18 protein-coding genes are annotated in these 16762 nt (G+C 54.9%); 11 read left to right on the plus strand and 7 right to left on the minus strand.

The window, feature by feature from the left end:
• Positions 1-50 precede the first annotated feature (50 nt).
• The 3 genes from FRY97_RS15080 to FRY97_RS15085 are packed head-to-tail and all read right to left on the minus strand — an operon-like array spanning position 51 to position 1906.
• Positions 51-359: a hypothetical protein gene (locus tag FRY97_RS15080; RefSeq protein WP_170254674.1), complete on the minus strand. Its 309-nt coding sequence runs from the start codon at positions 357-359 to the stop codon at positions 51-53.
• Positions 320-589, minus strand: coding sequence for a trehalase-like domain-containing protein (locus FRY97_RS22410; protein WP_170254675.1), 270 nt, complete (start codon positions 587-589; stop codon positions 320-322). The genes FRY97_RS15080 and FRY97_RS22410 overlap by 40 nt, the downstream gene beginning before the upstream one ends.
• Positions 590-631: 42 nt before the next feature.
• Positions 632-1906 (minus strand): cystathionine gamma-synthase family protein, encoded by a 1275-nt coding sequence (locus tag FRY97_RS15085; protein WP_147168389.1) that lies wholly within the window; start codon positions 1904-1906, stop codon positions 632-634.
• Positions 1907-2112: 206 nt separating this feature from the next.
• Here FRY97_RS15085 and FRY97_RS15090 point away from each other — a divergent pair, with 206 nt between their 5' ends.
• Genes FRY97_RS15090 through FRY97_RS15100 form a run of 3 tightly spaced genes read left to right on the plus strand, consistent with a single transcriptional unit; the run spans position 2113 to position 3723 of the window.
• Positions 2113-2577 carry an Lrp/AsnC family transcriptional regulator gene (locus tag FRY97_RS15090; RefSeq protein WP_147168390.1) on the plus strand — a complete coding sequence of 155 codons (465 nt, stop codon included), beginning with the start codon at positions 2113-2115 and terminating at the stop codon, positions 2575-2577.
• Positions 2578-2619: 42 nt separating this feature from the next.
• Positions 2620-3186: a PepSY-associated TM helix domain-containing protein gene (locus FRY97_RS15095; RefSeq protein ID WP_147168391.1), complete on the plus strand. Its 567-nt coding sequence runs from the start codon at positions 2620-2622 to the stop codon at positions 3184-3186.
• A 15-nt stretch (positions 3187-3201) separates the two neighbouring features.
• A complete protein-coding gene (locus FRY97_RS15100; RefSeq protein WP_147168392.1) occupies positions 3202-3723 on the plus strand; it encodes a hypothetical protein in 522 nt (173 codons plus the stop codon).
• A 41-nt stretch (positions 3724-3764) separates the two neighbouring features.
• Here the strand turns inward: FRY97_RS15100 and FRY97_RS15105 are convergent, their stop codons facing one another.
• The 4 genes from FRY97_RS15105 to FRY97_RS15120 are packed head-to-tail and all read right to left on the minus strand — an operon-like array spanning position 3765 to position 7857.
• A complete protein-coding gene (locus FRY97_RS15105) occupies positions 3765-4856 on the minus strand; it encodes a bifunctional 3-deoxy-7-phosphoheptulonate synthase/chorismate mutase type II (RefSeq protein WP_147168393.1) in 1092 nt (363 codons plus the stop codon).
• Between the two features lie 27 nt (positions 4857-4883).
• A complete protein-coding gene (locus tag FRY97_RS15110) occupies positions 4884-5738 on the minus strand; it encodes a prephenate dehydrogenase (RefSeq protein WP_246141747.1) in 855 nt (284 codons plus the stop codon).
• A complete protein-coding gene (locus FRY97_RS15115; protein ID WP_211356879.1) occupies positions 5735-6934 on the minus strand; it encodes a pyridoxal phosphate-dependent aminotransferase in 1200 nt (399 codons plus the stop codon). Before FRY97_RS15115 ends, FRY97_RS15110 begins: the two co-directional genes overlap by 4 nt.
• Positions 6935-6969: 35 nt before the next feature.
• A complete protein-coding gene (locus FRY97_RS15120) occupies positions 6970-7857 on the minus strand; it encodes a prephenate dehydratase (RefSeq protein WP_246141748.1) in 888 nt (295 codons plus the stop codon).
• A 111-nt stretch (positions 7858-7968) separates the two neighbouring features.
• Here FRY97_RS15120 and FRY97_RS15125 point away from each other — a divergent pair, with 111 nt between their 5' ends.
• From FRY97_RS15125 to FRY97_RS15160, 8 genes are all read left to right on the plus strand, one after another.
• Positions 7969-8181, plus strand: a complete 213-nt coding sequence (locus tag FRY97_RS15125; RefSeq protein WP_147168395.1) for a hypothetical protein — start codon at positions 7969-7971, stop codon at positions 8179-8181.
• A gap of 923 nt (positions 8182-9104) precedes the next feature.
• Positions 9105-10223, plus strand: a complete 1119-nt coding sequence (locus FRY97_RS15130; protein WP_211356880.1) for a peroxiredoxin family protein — start codon at positions 9105-9107, stop codon at positions 10221-10223.
• Between the two features lie 229 nt (positions 10224-10452).
• Complete coding sequence (locus FRY97_RS15135) at positions 10453-11550, plus strand: sensor histidine kinase (protein WP_170254676.1); 1098 nt, start codon at positions 10453-10455, stop codon at positions 11548-11550.
• Positions 11547-12284 carry a LytR/AlgR family response regulator transcription factor gene (locus tag FRY97_RS15140; RefSeq protein ID WP_211356881.1) on the plus strand — a complete coding sequence of 246 codons (738 nt, stop codon included), beginning with the start codon at positions 11547-11549 and terminating at the stop codon, positions 12282-12284. Before FRY97_RS15135 ends, FRY97_RS15140 begins: the two co-directional genes overlap by 4 nt.
• Positions 12285-13151, plus strand: coding sequence for a fructosamine kinase family protein (locus FRY97_RS15145; RefSeq protein ID WP_147168397.1), 867 nt, complete (start codon positions 12285-12287; stop codon positions 13149-13151).
• A 91-nt stretch (positions 13152-13242) separates the two neighbouring features.
• Complete coding sequence (locus FRY97_RS15150) at positions 13243-14712, plus strand: protein adenylyltransferase SelO (protein ID WP_147168398.1); 1470 nt, start codon at positions 13243-13245, stop codon at positions 14710-14712.
• A gap of 108 nt (positions 14713-14820) precedes the next feature.
• Entirely contained in the window at positions 14821-15237 is a 417-nt protein-coding gene (locus tag FRY97_RS15155; protein ID WP_147168399.1) for an acyl-CoA thioesterase, read from the plus strand.
• On the plus strand, positions 15224-16225 hold the full coding sequence (locus FRY97_RS15160; RefSeq protein WP_147168400.1) for a YihY/virulence factor BrkB family protein: 1002 nt from the start codon (positions 15224-15226) through the stop codon (positions 16223-16225). The genes FRY97_RS15155 and FRY97_RS15160 overlap by 14 nt, the downstream gene beginning before the upstream one ends.
• Positions 16226-16762 lie beyond the last annotated feature (537 nt).

Genomic DNA, 16762 nt, shown 5'->3' on the forward strand with positions numbered 1-16762 from the left:
CGGCTTGCCCTTTCCTGCTCCGCTCCGGGCACATAAGCTATGCAATCGCCCTATTTTATTTCCAAAACCGCTTCAACACCCTGCCCGTCTACTGCCTGTATGGGCACCTCTGCCAGCAGCCAAAGCCCATAGGCTTCCCCAGGCGGGCAAAGCCGGGCCTCGCGCTCGCTTTCCTGCTCCACTACCGGCCGGGGACGGGCATAATCAAAACGCGGCTCGCATGCCATCCGGAATTTGAGGCCACCCCGGATGCAGCGCAAGGTCCGCACCAGTGCACAGCCCGCTTCGGTAGCAGGCACCGGCATATAGCCGGTCAGCTCTACCATGCCCGTCTCTGAGAGGAAGCGGGTGAGCAGCACAACCCTATCCGGCAGGTAGAACTGCTTAATGCGCACTTCGCCATCGAGCGGGCGGAGCTCAAAAAACCGGCTTTATCACGGTCTAACAGGCGGGCAAAAACAGTAGGGGAATCATAACGCGGGAAAGGCAGGTAGTCAACCGCTCCCGTTTTGGAGGCCAGAGCAGTAGTATGGAGGTTGCCGATGAGGCTATAATCGGCAATAGGCAGGAAAGCGTCCAATTCGGGCATAGCTTTTTACATTGGAACGCTCCCCTTCCTAATTTGCTCACTTCACGAAACAGACTGTAAGCGGGATACTGCATTGAGCGCTTGCTCCAAGTCCCAAATCAAATCATTCACATGCTCTACGCCCACCGACAGCCGCACCAGGTTATCGGTTATCCCAATTCTCAGGCGCTCCTCCTGCGGCACACCGATGTGGGTCATGCTCGCCGGGTGTTGTGCCAAGGACTCTGTACTGCCCAGGCTCACAGCCAGCTTGACCAGCTTCAGGGCGTTCAGGAAAGCGAAAGCCTCTTGCTCTCCCCCTCTTACCCTGAGCGAAAGCATAGCGCCAGGTGCGGCACACTGTGCCTTGTATATCCGGTACTGCAGCCCATCCTCAGGGGTGAGCAGCCCCAGATAGCTCACCTCCTCCACTGCAGGGTGCCCCGTTAGGAAGGTAGCCACCTCCTGAGCATTTCGGCACTGCTGCTCCATGCGGACTTTCAGCGTCTCCAAGCTGCGCATCAACAGCCATCCGGTCCAAGGGCCAGCCATATTGCCCAAGAAGGTGCGCAGCGCCTTGATAGGCTGCATAGCCTCCCGGCTGCCCAGGCAGGCCCCGGCTATCACATCGCTGTGCCCACCGATATATTTGGTAGCTGAGTACAGGACCAAATCCGCACCGTGCTTGAGCGGGTGCTGCCAGAGCGGCCCCATATAGGTGTTGTCTACACTGATTCGGACCCGGCGGCCGGGCTCCCCCAGCTGATCAGCCAGGCGCCGCATAGCCGCTATATCGACCAGCGCGTTGGTCGGGTTGGCAGGCGTCTCCAGGTGGACCATCGCTAGGTTATCCCCCCAGCCTTCCGTGCGCGCCCGCTCCAGGATATCCGCGGTGCTCTCCCCCGGGCGGAAAGCCTGAATCCGGATGCCAAAGCGGGTGAGCACCTCGGTGATAAAGTGTGCTGTGCCCCCATATACCGGGCTGCTATATAGGAGCACATCGCCCGGCTGAAGGTAAGCCAGCATAGCAGTAGAAATGGCAGACATGCCGCTTTCGAAGACGGCACACTCCTCTGCCCCATCCCAAAGGCAAAGGCGGTTTTCCAAAATTTCAAGGTCCGGGTTGTTCAGGCGGCTGTAAATCAGCCCGGGGGCTTCCCCTTCGTTGGGCTCCCGCAGGCCATAGGCCAGTTCGAAGTAAGCCTTGCCCTCTTCCGCACTGCGGAAAACGAAGGTAGAGGTTTGGAAAATAGGGCACTTGATCGCCCCTTCAGACCATTCCGGCTTGTAGCCATAAGACATCATCAGGCTTTCCGGCTTAAATGGAGGCTGCTGCATAAGGTTGCTGTTTATTTGGATTCTGAATGGTTGGGCAGGGGCTTGGCTATATGCCCACTCCCCTTCATACAAATTTACCCGAATCCAGAAATAAAACCCAGCTAGCTATTTAGACTAAGAAAACAACACTTTGCACTGCATTTGATAAAGAAAAAAGCATATTTTTAGCTCCTATAAACCCTGATTCCACAGAAAATTTTTCTCAAATGAAAGCCCTAGACGCAATAGACCGCCGTATTCTGACCATGCTTCAGGCCAACGGCAAGGCAACCAACAAAGAAATTGCCGGAGTCCTGGGCATGAGCATCACGCCTATCTACGAGCGGATCAAGAAAATGGAAGAGGCGGGCTATATCAAAGCCTATGCCGCTGTAGTAGACCGCGATTTGCTGGGGTTTAAGCTCGTTGCCTATTGCAACGTACAGCTCAAGGAGCACTCCAAAGAATACCTGGAGCAATTTGAGAGTCAGATTGCCTCGCTTGAGGAGGTCTCAGAATGCTACCATATCGCCGGCATGTTCGACTATCTGCTCAAGGTGCACGTACAGGACGTAGAAGCCTACCGGGCTTTTCTTGCGGACAAGCTCGCCGCACTAGACAATATCGGCAACGTACAGAGCTCTTTCGTCATGAAGCCCGTCAAGTGGCAGCTGAGCCTGCCTGTAGAATAAAGCAGCTGCCCGAGCCTATTTACCACGTATCAAACCGACTGCATGGATACAAAGCAGCAAACTCAACTGCTCAGGACCTTCAGGACGGCCCACCGGCTTACCGGGGCGGCCCTGTTCGCCTTTTTTTTCCTCATCGCCGCTACCGGGCTGTTCCTGGGGTGGAAAAAACACAGCAACGGGCTTATCCTGCCCAACACTCAAAAAGGAACTGATACTGAGCTGGCCAATTGGCTGCCGATGCACGAGCTCAGCCGCCGAGCCTTGGCTGCTATGGACGCACACGAGCCACAACAGGCTCCGCATACCCTCGACAGGATTGACGTCCGCCCGGGAAAGGGTATCGTCAAAGTCAAATTTGAAGAAAACCACTACGGCGTGCAGGTAGACGGAGCGACCGGGGAGGTCCTGCAGATTGCCGTCAGGCATTCCGACTGGCTGGAAGCCTTGCATGATGGCTCTATCATTGAAGGCCCCTTGGGCATAGGGGGCGGCTATTTCAAGCTTTTCTACACCACTGTCCTTGGCGGAGCGCTACTCCTGTTCACGATCACCGGCTTTTGGCTCTGGTACGGCCCCAAGGTACTGCGCAAAGCTAAACGCAGGCGCTGACCAAAAACTTAGGAGATGGACTTGACCGGACTGCTGCTGGCAGAGCACAGCAAAGCACAGGCACAACGCATAGCCGCGCTCATTAGCGAAGGCAGTATCCCCTTTGACCGCCTATGGGCCTGCATCTGCCAAGGGGAGCCGCCCCTGCCGCAGCGCGCAGCTTGGGCCCTAGACCACTTTACAGAAGCCCACCCCGGGGCGTTCCGCCCTTACCTGCGGCAGGCCCTTCAGGAATGGCAGAAGGCCAGTCATCACAACGCCGTGCACCGGGCTATCGCGAAGGCTATCTTACGGGAAGTAGGCGCAGTGGACGAAGAGACAGCCGGGCCATTGTACGATTGGTGCCTACGGGTAATCGGCAACCTAGAGGACAAAACCGCCATACAGGCTACAGCGATGTCCATTGCAGCCCACATTGCCCGGCCCTACCCAGAACTACAGGAGGAGCTGTGCGCCATTATCCGGGAATACCTCCCGCACCGAACAGCTGGCTATGCCTCAAGGGGTAAAAGAATATTGAGCCAATTGGGGAAGTAGCCCGCCCGGGGGCGGGCTATCCAACCTCTTCAATTCGGCGTTTATGCCTCCGCACCGGGAGCGTTCATCACCTTTTCCTGGTGGTTGATAGACTCTTGGTGCACCGCCTTGAGGAGGACGGTCACAAATTCTTCGCTCAGCCCTTTCATCTTGCCTTTGATGACGGCACGCTCCAGGATCTCGTTCCAGCGGGAAGCCTGCAGGATGGAAATGTTGTTCCGCTGCTTGTACTCGCCAATGCGCTCAGCCAGCTTCATCCTTGCGCCAAGGAGGTTGAGCAGCTCCTCGTCCAGCTCGTCAATCTCATGGCGCAGGTGCTCCAGGTTTTCCAAAAACTCCATATCATCGGTTGTCGGCAGGCGGAAGACCAGCTTCTCCTTCAGCTCCAAGTATTGCGAAGGTGTGATCTGCTGCGCAGCATCGCTCCAGGCATTGTCTGGGTCGGGGTGGACTTCAGTCATGATGCCATCGAAGTTCAGGTCCAGTGCCTTTTGGGCAACGGGGAGCAAGATATCCCGGCGCCCACAGATATGGCTATTGTCACAAATGATAGGCAGGTCGGGGAATTCCCGCTTGAGGTCGATAGCGAGCTGCCAGCGCGGCACATTCCGGTATTTAGTCTCCCCGTGGTAAGAGAACCCCCGGTGGATGACGCCGATTTTGGTGATGCCAGCTTTGTAAATCCGCTCGATCGCCCCAACCCAGAGCTTGTAGTCCGGGTTGATAGGGTTTTTGATGAGGACGGGGATGTCCACGCCTTTCAGCGCGTCTGCCACTTCCTGCACAGAAAAAGGATTGACAGTAGTGCGTGCGCCCAGCCAAAGCACATCGATCTGATGCTTGAGGGCTTCGAAGACGTGCTGTGTGTTGGCTACTTCCGTAGTCACTTTCATGCCCGTCTCCTCCTTGACCCGCCGCAGCCACTTAAGCCCTTCTGTACCTACCCCTTCAAACGCGCCGGGGCGGGTGCGGGGTTTCCAGATTCCGGCCCGGTAAAGGTCTACGCCTTTGCCTGCCAGGCCATGGGCAGTCTGCAAAACTTGCTGTTCGGTCTCAGCGCTGCAAGGCCCGGCAATGATGATGGGCTTGTTCTCCGGTTTTTCCTGGAGCAGAGGTTGGAACTTCATATCCATGATGATCAATTTTATGCGTTTGTAGAGTTATTTCAAAATGCGTTTGATGTCGTTGGCCTGTTCTATCAGCTGATAGAAAGCTTCAAAATCTTTTTTGATGAGCAACGAACGGAACCGTGCCAGTTGGTTGATGTGCTCATCGAGGACGTCTAGGACATAATCCCGGTTTTGCCTAAAAATGGGCACCCACATGTCCGGGGAGCTCTTGGCCAATCGGACGGTGGAGCTAAAACCTCCGCTGGCCAGCTCGAATATCCGGGCTTCGTCCCGCTCTTTTTCCAGTACCGTGAGGGCAAGGGCAAAGGAGCTGATGTGGGAGATGTGGGAAACATAAGCCGAATGCAGATCGTGGGCATCCCGCTCCAGCTCTACCAGCTGCATAGGGATGCCGGCGTACATCCGCTTGACCAGCTCGAGGGCGTCCGCATCGCTATCCTTTACATCCACTAAGACCGCACATTTGTGGTCAAACAAGTTGGGCACAGCCGCTTCTGGCCCCGAAAACTCTGTACCAGCCATAGGGTGGGTGGCTACATACCGCCCCCGGTTGGGGTGGGCTTTTACCGCTTCCAGCAGCTGCCCTTTGGTAGAGCCCACATCTATGACGACCTGCTCGGGGGTGATTAAGCCCAGGGTTTCCGGCAAAAGCCGGGCCATGGCATCCACAGGAGTAGCCAGCACTACCAGGCCGGCTTGGCGCAAAGCATCTGCCAAAGGCAGCCCCTCGTCGATCAGGCGGCGGCGTATGGCTTTGTCAATATTGGCAGCGCTTTGGTCTACGCCAATGACCCTGCCCGCAAAGCCATTTTCCTTGAGGGTAATGGCCAAAGAGCCACCGATCAGGCCAACCCCAACAACTGCTATGGTCAATGGCTGTTTCATAGTGTGCCCTGTAGTTTTTGTACCCTTCTAATGGCCTCTTCGTACAATGCGCCATCGCTGCACAAAGAGATCCTGAGGTAGCGGCCGCCTTGTGAGCCGAAAATGCCGCCCGGGGTAATGAAAACATGGGCCTTGTAGAGCGTTTCGTCTGCCAGCTCGTAAGCAGAGCCGTAGCGGTCTGGAATTTTGGCCCAGACGAACATACCGACCTGTTCTGTCTGGTAATCGCACTGCAGCAGATCGAAAAGCTGAAAGACCGTTTTCCGGCGCTCGGCGTATACCGCATTCAGGTTTTCATACCAGGAAGGAGGGCTGTTGAGCGCTTCCACAGCAGCCAGCTGTACCGGTTTGAACATGCCAGAGTCCATATTGCTTTTGAAACGGAGCACCACTTTGAGGTAGTCCTCCCGGCCCGCCAGCATGCCTATGCGCCAGCCAGCCATGTTGTGCCCTTTGCTGAGGCTGTTGAGCTCCAGGGCAACGTCCTTTGCGCCAGGGATGCTGAAAATGCTAAACTGCTCCCCATTGAGTATGAAGGAGTAAGGGTTGTCATTGACCAGCAGGATTTCGTTCCTACGGGCAAAAGCGACTGCCTCCTCCATAAAACGGCGGTCGGCAGGGCGGCCGGTAGGCATATTCGGATAGTTGATCCACATGATCTTCACCCGGCCGAGGCCCCGCTGTTCCAGCGCAGCTAAGTCGGGCAGCCAATTGCGCTCCTCTTCCAGCTGATACTCAACGATGCGGGCACCGGTCAGGTTGGACACTGCCCGGTAGGCCGGGTAGCCGGGGTTGGGCACAAGCACTTCGTCCCCTGCCTCGAGGAAAGCCATGGCAATGTGCATGAGCCCCTCCTTAGAGCCCATAAGCGGAAGGACCTCCCCTTCTGGGTCGAGCTCGGCCCCAAACCAAGTTTTATACCAATGGGCGAATGCCTGCCGCAGCTCCGGAACACCATTGTAGCTCTGGTATCCGTGCACGTCATTGTGGGTGACCGCATCGACCAGCCGATCCACTACTTCACGGGCGGGGGGCAGGTCAGGGCTCCCAATACCCAGGTTGAGGACAGGCAGGCCCTGCGCGCGCATTTGGGCGATCTCCCGCAGCTTGGTGGAAAAATAATACTCCTTCACCTCTCCTAAGCGGCTGGCCGGCGAAATAATCATAGCGGGTTGTTCAGTCAGGGTCGTTGACATGATCGTCGTTTCAGTTCTGGTTCTGAAAATTGGTTTCAGTAGTCAAAGTGGTCGCCGCAATTGTAAGCCCCAAGGATATTGAGGCTCCTCGTTAGGGGCCGGATAGCCTCGATGGCCTGCTCGTGGCCAAATTTCCCTTCGGCAACAAAGTCCACAAAAAACTGGTACTCCCAGGGGTGGCCAATGATTGGGGCCGACTGTATCTTGGTCAGGTTGACGTTGTAGGCTGCCAAGACCGCCAAGACTTTGTGCAGGCTGCCGACTTCGTGGTCCGTTGCAAAACAGAGGGAAACTTTTGCCTTGGGCTCGTTCAGCACAGCTTCCCCTTTTTCCAGCACGAGGAAGCGGGTATGGTTCTTTTTGTTGGTCTCAATGCCTGCAGCTATGATCTCAAGCCCATAAATTTCCGCAGCAAGCGTACTGGCAATCGCCCCGACATGAGGCCAGCCGTTGGCCTGAATCTCCTTAGCGCTAAGGGCGGTATCGGCTGTTTCCACCAAACGGATATGAGGGTGGGCTGCAAAAAACTCCCGGCACTGGGCGATGGCGATGGGGTGAGAATGCACCTCCCGCAGCTGCCCGATGCCCACCCCGGGCAGGGCCATAAGGTTCTGCTTGATGCGGAGGAACACCTCCCCGGTCACCTTCAGGCCCGATTGGTTGAGCAAGGTATAGTTGTGCATCAAGCTGCCGGCCAGGGTATTCTCGATGGCCATAAGCCCCACATCTGCCTCCTCCTGCCCTTCTACCTGCCGGACCACATCCTCGAAAGTATGGGCAGGCACGATTTCCAGCGGCTGCCCTTGAAAGCAGTACCGGGCCGCGATCTCGTGGAAAGCGCCGGCATAGCCTTGTATACTGACTTTGAGCGGTAGCTTGTTGGGGGTTGCCGTTGCAGCCCGGCCGGCTTGTGGTTGTATCATGGTCATCTTACATTTTTCACTTCTCCGAAGCGGGTTAAAAGCGCTTTCATAAGGAGCTGCTTATGAGGCAGCGCCTGCCCGTTTGGCGGTTGGCCAAAAGGGAGGAACGGCATGAAAGCTAGGTTTTGCGGTTGGGGCTTTGCAAAGACGGGAAGCAGCTACGCGGAAAACGCTTCGTGTCTTGGCCTTCTTCCTGAAAGCAAAAAAGCCCTGCTTGCGGCAGGGCTTTTAAATTTTATCTCGGTTGCAGCAAAATCTATCAGCCCTTTACGGTTGTGCGTAAAAGTAAAAGCCAAAAAAGAAAAAATAGGACTTGCTGAATGACATGCTACAGATGCGTTTTTGTTGTGGGACAAACCTAGGGATAAAATCCACAACCGGCAAATTAAATTTGAAAAATATCTACCTAAACCCTTATTTATTGATTCTTTTTTACGAAAACCAAACCCACCTTAGCCGTCATCCAATAAAACACCTGTTTTATTGCAAACTTAAAAACGAACATTTGTTAGTCCGCTAACAATTCGGTAGCCAAGGATGGGTGCGGCCCCAGAATGGGCTGATCATTGGACACAGAAACTTGGCACCCTTTAAAAGATTGTTGACAGTGAGCGGGGTACAAAGCTCTAGTGCCTTAAGTCATAAATCTCTGATACTTAAGTTGAAGTTATTTTCCGGCTAATCAAGGCGAAGGTTCGCGACTTTAGCCCGAGCTAAAGGAGCGGTTCTTTAACGAAGAGTAGGCGGAAAAGAACGAAACTTGGGGTGGCAAGGATTTATGGCTTGAGGCACTAGCTTACAGAGCCTTTAAAGCCAAGGCGCTTTGCCCAGCCAAAGGTATGCCTCTTCAAAAAACAGTCCATAGCACAAGCGCGGCCTTTCCCTATGCCCTCAATGCCCTTTCAACCTTGGCGCCGGCCTAGCGCTGCGAAGGGGTGAAAGCCCGGTAGGGCCGAGCGAAGAGCGAGCCCCGCAGCATAGCGGCCCCCAAACCCGACGCGCAGGCAGGCGGGGGAGGCCCCAAAATCCCTCCTTAGCCATTCCATTCCCAATTGGGATATGCCCTGCCTTTACTGCTAATTTTTATCTTTACCCCGGCAGGGAGCACTGCGCAAATGCCTGGCCGGAAGGTGCCCGCGCCCGGGTCAACCAAGTCAGCGCACAAGGTGTTCCTTTGGGGGGCGGCTATATGGGCTGAAGCCCCTTGCCCCTTTTTATTATTTCACGCAAAACTCCTGATCTACAGCATGAGACAAATCGGAACTTTCCTGATCGCCGGATTAATAGCCCTAACGGCCTGGCAATGTACGCCCGCTATTGAGGGCACGGTCATTCAGGGGCAAATCGCCAATGCTGAGAACCTCCAAGTCTTCCTTGACCGCATCCACATCGGGAAAGCCAGCAACGTGCTGAACAAAGCAGAGCTCGGGGCTGAAGGCAGCTTTGAGATGCAGTTCCCGGAAGGGATAGAGCCCGGTGTATATCAGCTGCGCATAGGGGCTAAGCGGGTGAATCTTGTATTTGATGGCACGGAAGGGCTGGTAAAGCTCGCTGGCGACCTCTCCAATATCGAAACTTATCAATTTGAAGTAGACGGGTCACCGGATACCCGGTCTTTGCGCGATATTATGCAAGGGCTGTATGCACGTAAGGTACAGGCTGCTGACATCGGCAGTTTTGTGGACACTGTTTCCAACCCTTCGCTAGGCGCATTTGTAGCCTACCGGTCCCTGGGCACGAACGGGGAGTTCCTGGATACGCAGAAGAAAGCCCTCAACCGCCTGAACCAAGAAGTGCCCAATAGCGAAATGGGTGCTGATTACGCCAAGTTCATCGCTGCAGTGGAGCAGCAGTATATGCGCAAAATGGCCAACCAACTGGTACAAGTGGGCCAAATGGCACCCGATATCAAAATGAAAAGCCCGGACGGCAAGGAGTATGCTCTTTCCGACCTCAAGGGCAAAATTGTCCTGCTCGATTTCTGGGCCAGCTGGTGCGGCCCTTGCCGGCGGGAAAACCCCAATGTGGTGGCCGTTTACGATAAGTACAAGGATCAGGGCTTTACGGTGTTCAGTGTCTCCTTGGATGGCATGGACTCCCGGACCAAAGCCCGGATGAACTCTGAAATGGAGGCTGAAACCTACGTGCAAAACCAAAAACAGCGCTGGGTGCAGGCTATAGATCAGGACAACCTGAAGTGGGAGTACCACGTCAGCGATTTGAAAAAATGGGAATCTGCTGCTGCAGCGAAGTACGGCGTGACCAGTATACCGCGCGCCTTTATGATTGACCGCGAAGGCAAAATCGCTGCCGTAAGCGTGAGGGGGGCTGAGCAGATCGAGCAGGAGCTGAAAAAGCTGCTGTAGCCCTTCCCACTTCCCCCCTTTGTCTGGGAAGGAAAAGCCCGTAGCTCAAATTTGAAGAGCTACGGGCTTTTTGATGTCCGTTCAGCGGCCGCAGCAACGGGTAGGTCTAAGAATTCTGGAAGCCGCGAAAGATGCGGCTACCTTGGCCGCTGCAGTAAGAGCTGTGCAATCTCGAAGCCAGCTGCCCCCCTTTTCGGGAATACTGGCTATATTGGTACCAGAAATCAGAATGGCAAGAAAGCGGATGAACAACAACGCGACGGGCCAAATTGGCGACAGGCTATACCGTTTTTTCACCCGGAGAGTAGTGTACCATACGCTCTTCTGGCTGGCTGTACTGTTGTTGCTGACCATATTTGAAGAGACTGGTCAAGGCTTTGGCTTCACCCTCAGCAATGAGCTGATCAACCTGATGTTTTACATCCTGATCGTCTATTTCAACCTGGAGTACCTCATCCCCAACTACCTGACCAAGAAGAAGTTCCTGCGGTACAGTGGGCTGCTGATCTTGGCCACCCTCATCATCACCCCTATCAAGCTCTTCGTTTTCTACCTCAAGTTTAGCAGTGTGCCACAGCTGCAGGCCGATCTGCTGCAAAACATGAACTGGTATTTCCTGCTGACCTTTTTCATAGCTGGCTGTTCCACAGTCTTCAAAATCGTAACGGACTGGCTGAAGCACCTCAGGGAAAAGCAGGAGCTGCAAACGCAGACCATGCAATCCGAGCTGCGCTTCCTCAAGTCGCAGATCAACCCTCACTTTTTGTTCAACACCTTGAACAACCTGTACGCGCTGACGCTGAAAAAATCGGACGAAGCACCGGAAATTGTACTGAAGCTCTCCGAAATGATGAGGTATATGCTTTACGAGTGCAACGAAAAACAGGTATTGCTCAGCAAGGAAGTAGCCTATATCCGCAACTACCTAGACTTGGAACGCCTGAGGCAGGGGAATAATATTGAGATCAGCTTTGAGGTCAACGGGCGCATCAGCGGGCAGAAGATTGCCCCATTGATGTTCATCCCTTTTCTGGAGAACTCCTTCAAGCACGGGCTGAGCAATCAGATTTCCCAAGGCTTTGTGAATATTGTGCTCAACGTTGATGAGCACCAGGTCTATTTTTATATTGAAAACAGCAAGCCCGACGCGCCCCCCAAGCGGGACCCCAGCCGCCCGAGCGGCGGCATCGGGCTGGTCAATATCCACCGGCGGCTCAACCTATTGTACCCCGGGCACTATGAATTGCAGATAGAGGACAGCCCCAATACCTACGCCGTCAACCTGATGCTCGATATTGAGCCTCAACCTCAAAAATTGGAAGTATGATCAATGCCATTATCGTAGACGACGAACCCCTGGCACAGGATGTCTTAGAGACTTATATCGATAAACTGCCGGAAATAAAGCTCTTGCGGAAGTGCAGCAATGCCCTAGAAGCTAACGAAGCCCTGAAGTCAGAGCAAGTAGACCTGATGTTCTTGGATATACAGATGCCGCAGCTCACAGGGGTAGATTTCCTCAAGACCCTGAACAACCCGCCTGTGGTCATTTTCACCACCGCCTACCCCAACTACGCCGTGGAAGGCTTTGAGCTCAATGCACTGGATTACCTGCTCAAGCCCATTTCTTTAGAGCGCTTTATGAAAGCAGCCAACAAAGCCGTAGAACAGATCGAGCTGCGCCGGCAGGGCAAGGCGGGGGCTCAGCCCGCAGCTGAAGCCGAGGAGGACCCTGGCTATATTTTTGTCAAAGCCGACAAAAAACTGGTCAAAATCAATTATGAAGACATCCTCTATATCGAAGGGCTGAAAGACTATGTCATCATCCGGCAGGACAACAATAGGGTCATTACCCTGCAAACGATGAAGAGCTTGGAGGACAAGCTGCCCACCAAGCTGTTCAAAAGGATACACCGCAGCTACATCGTCAACATCGAGCGGATAGACGCTGTGGTGGGCAATATGGTTGAAGTGGTGGAAAAAGGGCAGGCCAAGCACCTGCCTATTGGCAAAAACTACCGGGACGAGCTCTTAGATATCATCAACAAAAACAGGCTTTAAGTGCTGCCCCCCACGTTGCAGCACGAGGTAGAAAAGGCATTGGGGCAGCCGGCAGAGCAGATTAGGCAGATAAACGGGGGCAGCATTCATCAGGCTTTACGGGCAGATACCCCCAAGGGGGCCTTCTTCGTAAAGTACAGCTTGGGCAAAGCAGCTGCCGCCCTATTGCAAAGCGAAGAGGCGGGGCTGAAGGCCCTAAGGGGGCAAAGCCCCCTGCACGTGCCCGAAGTGGTAAGTGCCTTCTACGGGGAAGGGTTCAGTTTCCTGGCATTGCCCTTCCTCGAAGAGAAGGTGCCCACGGCCCAAGATTGGGAACAGCTGGGCGCTGGCCTGGCTGAGCTCCACCGCCGTACAAACCCTCAGTTCGGCTTTACTGCCGACAACCATATTGGGCGGCTGCCTCAGCCTAATGCCCCTGTAGCCGGCACATCCTGGGCTGCTTTTTACCAGGACCGCCGGCTGCGCCCACAGGTAAACCTCGCTATCCGGTCTGGGCTATTGTGGCCAGGTGCGGACAGCAGCTTTGAGCGCTTTTACCAACAGCTGCCCAGCCTCTTCCCCGAAGAGCCCCCAGCCCTTATCCACGGCGACCTCTGGAGCGGGAATGTCCTCTTGCCTGCATCAGCCCCGCCCAGCCTGATCGATCCCTCCGTGAGCTACAGCCACCGGGAAATGGACCTTGGCATGGCACGCCTGTTCGGTGGCTTCAGCCCCCGTTTTTTTGAAGCTTACCAAGCCCACTACCCTTTACAGCCGGGCTATCAGGAGCGGGTGCCTTATGCGCAACTTTATTACCTCCTCGCACACGTCAACCTCTTTGGGCGCAGCTATACCCAACAAGTAAAGGACATCATCGCCGCCTTTTGAGCCTTGGCAGGCCCACAGCGCAGCCGAACTTTCCTCAATACATGATGTTCTATTCATGGATTAAAATTACAGACGGAACACCCCACCAATCATGGATATACCAACCGCATCAGCCATTCAGGGCTGGGCTTTAGCACATACCTATCAAGAGCTGCCAGAGGAGTTCTACGCTGCGGCCGCCCCTACGCCGGTCAAAGCCCCTCAGCTCGAGCTGCTCAACCCTGCACTGGCCCAGGCCCTTGGGCTTGACGTGGCCGGGCCAGAAGCTGGCCTATCGGAGCTTTTTGCAGGAAATGCCCTGCCTGAAGGGAGTTTGCCCATTGCCATGGCCTACGCCGGGCACCAATTTGGGCACTTCACCATGCTGGGCGATGGGCGCGCCATCCTTTTAGGCGAGCAGCAAGCCCCGGACGGAAAGTCTTACGATATACAGCTCAAAGGCGCAGGCATCACCCCTTTCTCCCGCCGTGGAGACGGGCGGGCCACTTACGCTGCCATGCTACGGGAATACCTCATCAGCGAAGCCATGCACCACCTCGGCATCCCTACCTCCCGGAGCCTTGCCGTAGCCCGCACGGGGGAGCAAGTCTACCGAGACCCTATACAGGACGGGGCAGTGCTCACCCGGGTCAGCAGTAGCCACCTGAGGGTAGGCACCTTCGAGTACGCCCGCCGCTTTTTGCCAGCCGATGCTCAAAAAGCCCTGCTGGCCTATGCCATCAAGCGGCATTACCCTGAGCTTTTGGGCACGAGCCAGCCGGCCCTGGATCTGCTGAAAGCGGTAATGGCCCGTCAGGCCAAACTGATCGCACAGTGGATGGGCGTAGGCTTCATCCACGGCGTCATGAATACCGACAACATCGGCATTGCCGCAGAGACCTTCGATTACGGCCCCTGCGCATTCATGAACGCCTATTACCCGGGCACCGTTTTCAGCTCCATTGATACCACTGGCCGCTACGCCTACGGCAATCAGCCACAAATGGGGCACTGGGGGCTTGCCGTCTTCGCCTCCGCCCTGCTCCCGCTCATTCACGAAGATCAAGACGAGGCGGTCAAATTGGCGCAGGCCACCGTCAATCAGTTCCCTGAACTATACGAGGCCCAATGGAAACAGGCTATGGCCAGCAAACTTGGGCTAGACGAGGCCGGGGCGGAAGAAGAAGCGCTCATCAAAGACCTGCTGCGGTGGATGCAGCAGAATGAAGCAGACTACACCAACACCTTCCGCTATCTGACCGATGGCTCCGGGCCCGGTGCAGCCCGTTGTGAGCAAGACGCCTTCCGCGAGTGGGAAAGCCGCTGGAAGTCGCACATTGAACAACAAGCGGGCGGCATGGCCCAAGCCCGGGAAACCATGGCCCGAAACAACCCGGCCTACATCCCGCGCAACCACTTGGTGGAAGATGCCCTGAAAGAGGCTGCTGCCGGTGACAAAAGCCGTTTTGAGGCCCTGCTCAGCGTACTCTCCGATCCTTACACCCTGCAGCCGGGCCAGGAAAGCTATCAGCTGCCGCCCGACGGGGGCGACTTCGGTTTCAAAACTTATTGTGGCACCTAAAGTGCATAAAGGGCGCAAGCCAATGGCATTTGCTGGCTTGCACCTGCCCAGGATAAGGATATATGGCAAAAAAGCTGTTCTTTTGAGCAAAAGAAAGCCAACGGGAATATGTATACCAATGAATTTCAAAAGCGGGTCCGGTATGGGGAAACCGATCAAATGGGCTACCTTTATTATGGCAACTACCCGCAGTACTATGAGATCGGGCGTGTGGAAATGCTCCGCTCCCTAGGGCTGACCTACAAGGCTATGGAAGAGGAAGAGGGCATACTCATGCCGGTCGTTTCTATGCAGATCCGCTATGTGCGGCCAGCCCACTATGACGAGCTGATCAACATACGCACAACGCTGCGGCAAATGCCTGGCCGTTACATCACCTTCCACATGGAACTGTTCAATGAGGCTGGCAAACTGCTGAACGGGGCTTCGGTCAAGCTTTGCTTCGTAGACCGTTCAACAGGCAAAACCATCCCTGCCCCTGCATTACTGACCGATAAACTTCGCCCATACTTTGAAGCGGCTTAAGCAACTTGATGTAAAAAAAATACAGGAGCTCTTCCTCAACCTCCCTTTGGTCAAACAGGCCATTCAGTGGTCAAGAGACAATTCTCTGCCCGGCTTTTTCAAGGTCCCCATCTACGACGTCCTCGTCTTCATACAGATTGAGCTCAAGCGCAACGACCTTTTCACCCGGTCTTATGCCATTGCCTATAGCTTCTTCCTTTCCATATTCCCTTCGCTCATTGCCTTTTTCACCCTTATCCCCTTGTTCAAGCGCGCCTTTATCCAATACTTGCCGGAAGGGGAAAATTTCGACCTATACCTTCGCTCAGAAATACAGCGCCTTTTGCCGGGCGTAGCCGGCGACCGCCTATTCGCTTTTGTAGACGACGTCACCAACAACCCCCGGTTTGGACTGCTCAGCATCGGCTTCATATTTGCCATCTATTTTGCCTCCAATGGCATGCTGGCGCTCATGCGGGGGTTCGAGAAGTCGTACCTGAAAACGTTCAAAACCCGAAATGCCTTTAAGAAACGTTTCATTGCCATCGGCCTGACGTTTCAGATCGGTATTTTGCTTATTGCAGCAGTCGTCCTGATCATCTTAGGCGAATTCCTATTATCCCTGCTCAACCAGTATATCCGGCTAGACCAATTCACCCAAATTACCATTCAGCTGCTCCGGTGGCTGTCCATCCTCCTGCTGTTCTACACCGGCATCTCCATCATCTACCGGTATGGCGCCGCGGCCAAAAAACGGTTCAGCATGTTCTCTCCCGGTGCTACCCTCTCTACCCTGCTCTGCATCATTTCCTCCCTTGCGTTCTCCTTCTACGTCAACGAGTTCAATACCTACAACGAGCTGTACGGTTCTATTGGGGCCATCATCGCCCTCATGCTTTGGATACAGATCAACTCCCTCATCCTGCTGATGGGCTTCGAGCTGAACGCCAGCATCGCAGTCAACCGCGACCTTAAAGAGGAGGTGCAAGAAAAGGAAGAGAACCTCTAAACCCGTACTACAACAGTGCAGCCCATTCTGTAGGCCCGATCTACACCGCCAATCCAACTAAAGGCCAGCTATATTGGGCCCATCTGCCCAACACTTGCTAAGAGGCCAGGCAACTTTTTGGGGCCACCCCGAGCCTGACGGCTCGCGGCCGCTACGCTCCGGGGCTCGCTGCCCGCTCGGCCCTAACGGGCTTGACACCCCTGCGCATCGCTTGTCCAGTGCCGCTGTAAAAGCCTCACAAAGTTAAAGAGGGGAAGGTTAAAGAGGGGAAGGCCAGCTTGCGCTCGTCTAAGCACTTTGGCAATAGGGCCGGATACTGGCCCCAAAAAAGTGGGGCGCCCATTGGGCGCCCCCTCAACAAATCGTGATCTAAAAAAAGCCCCGGCTTCCAGACCGACCTTACTCATCCTTACGGCCGGGGCATTGCTTTCATATTCTCAACCGATGATTACTCGATGATAACCATCTTCTTAGTTGCTGTAAAGTCGCCTGTCTCAACGGTGTAGGATACTACGCCAGTTGCTGGCAGGTCGTTCA

Origin of the sequence: Phaeodactylibacter luteus (genome assembly GCF_007993045.1) — a bacterium.
In the GTDB taxonomy this organism is placed as follows: domain Bacteria; phylum Bacteroidota; class Bacteroidia; order Chitinophagales; family Saprospiraceae; genus Phaeodactylibacter; species Phaeodactylibacter luteus.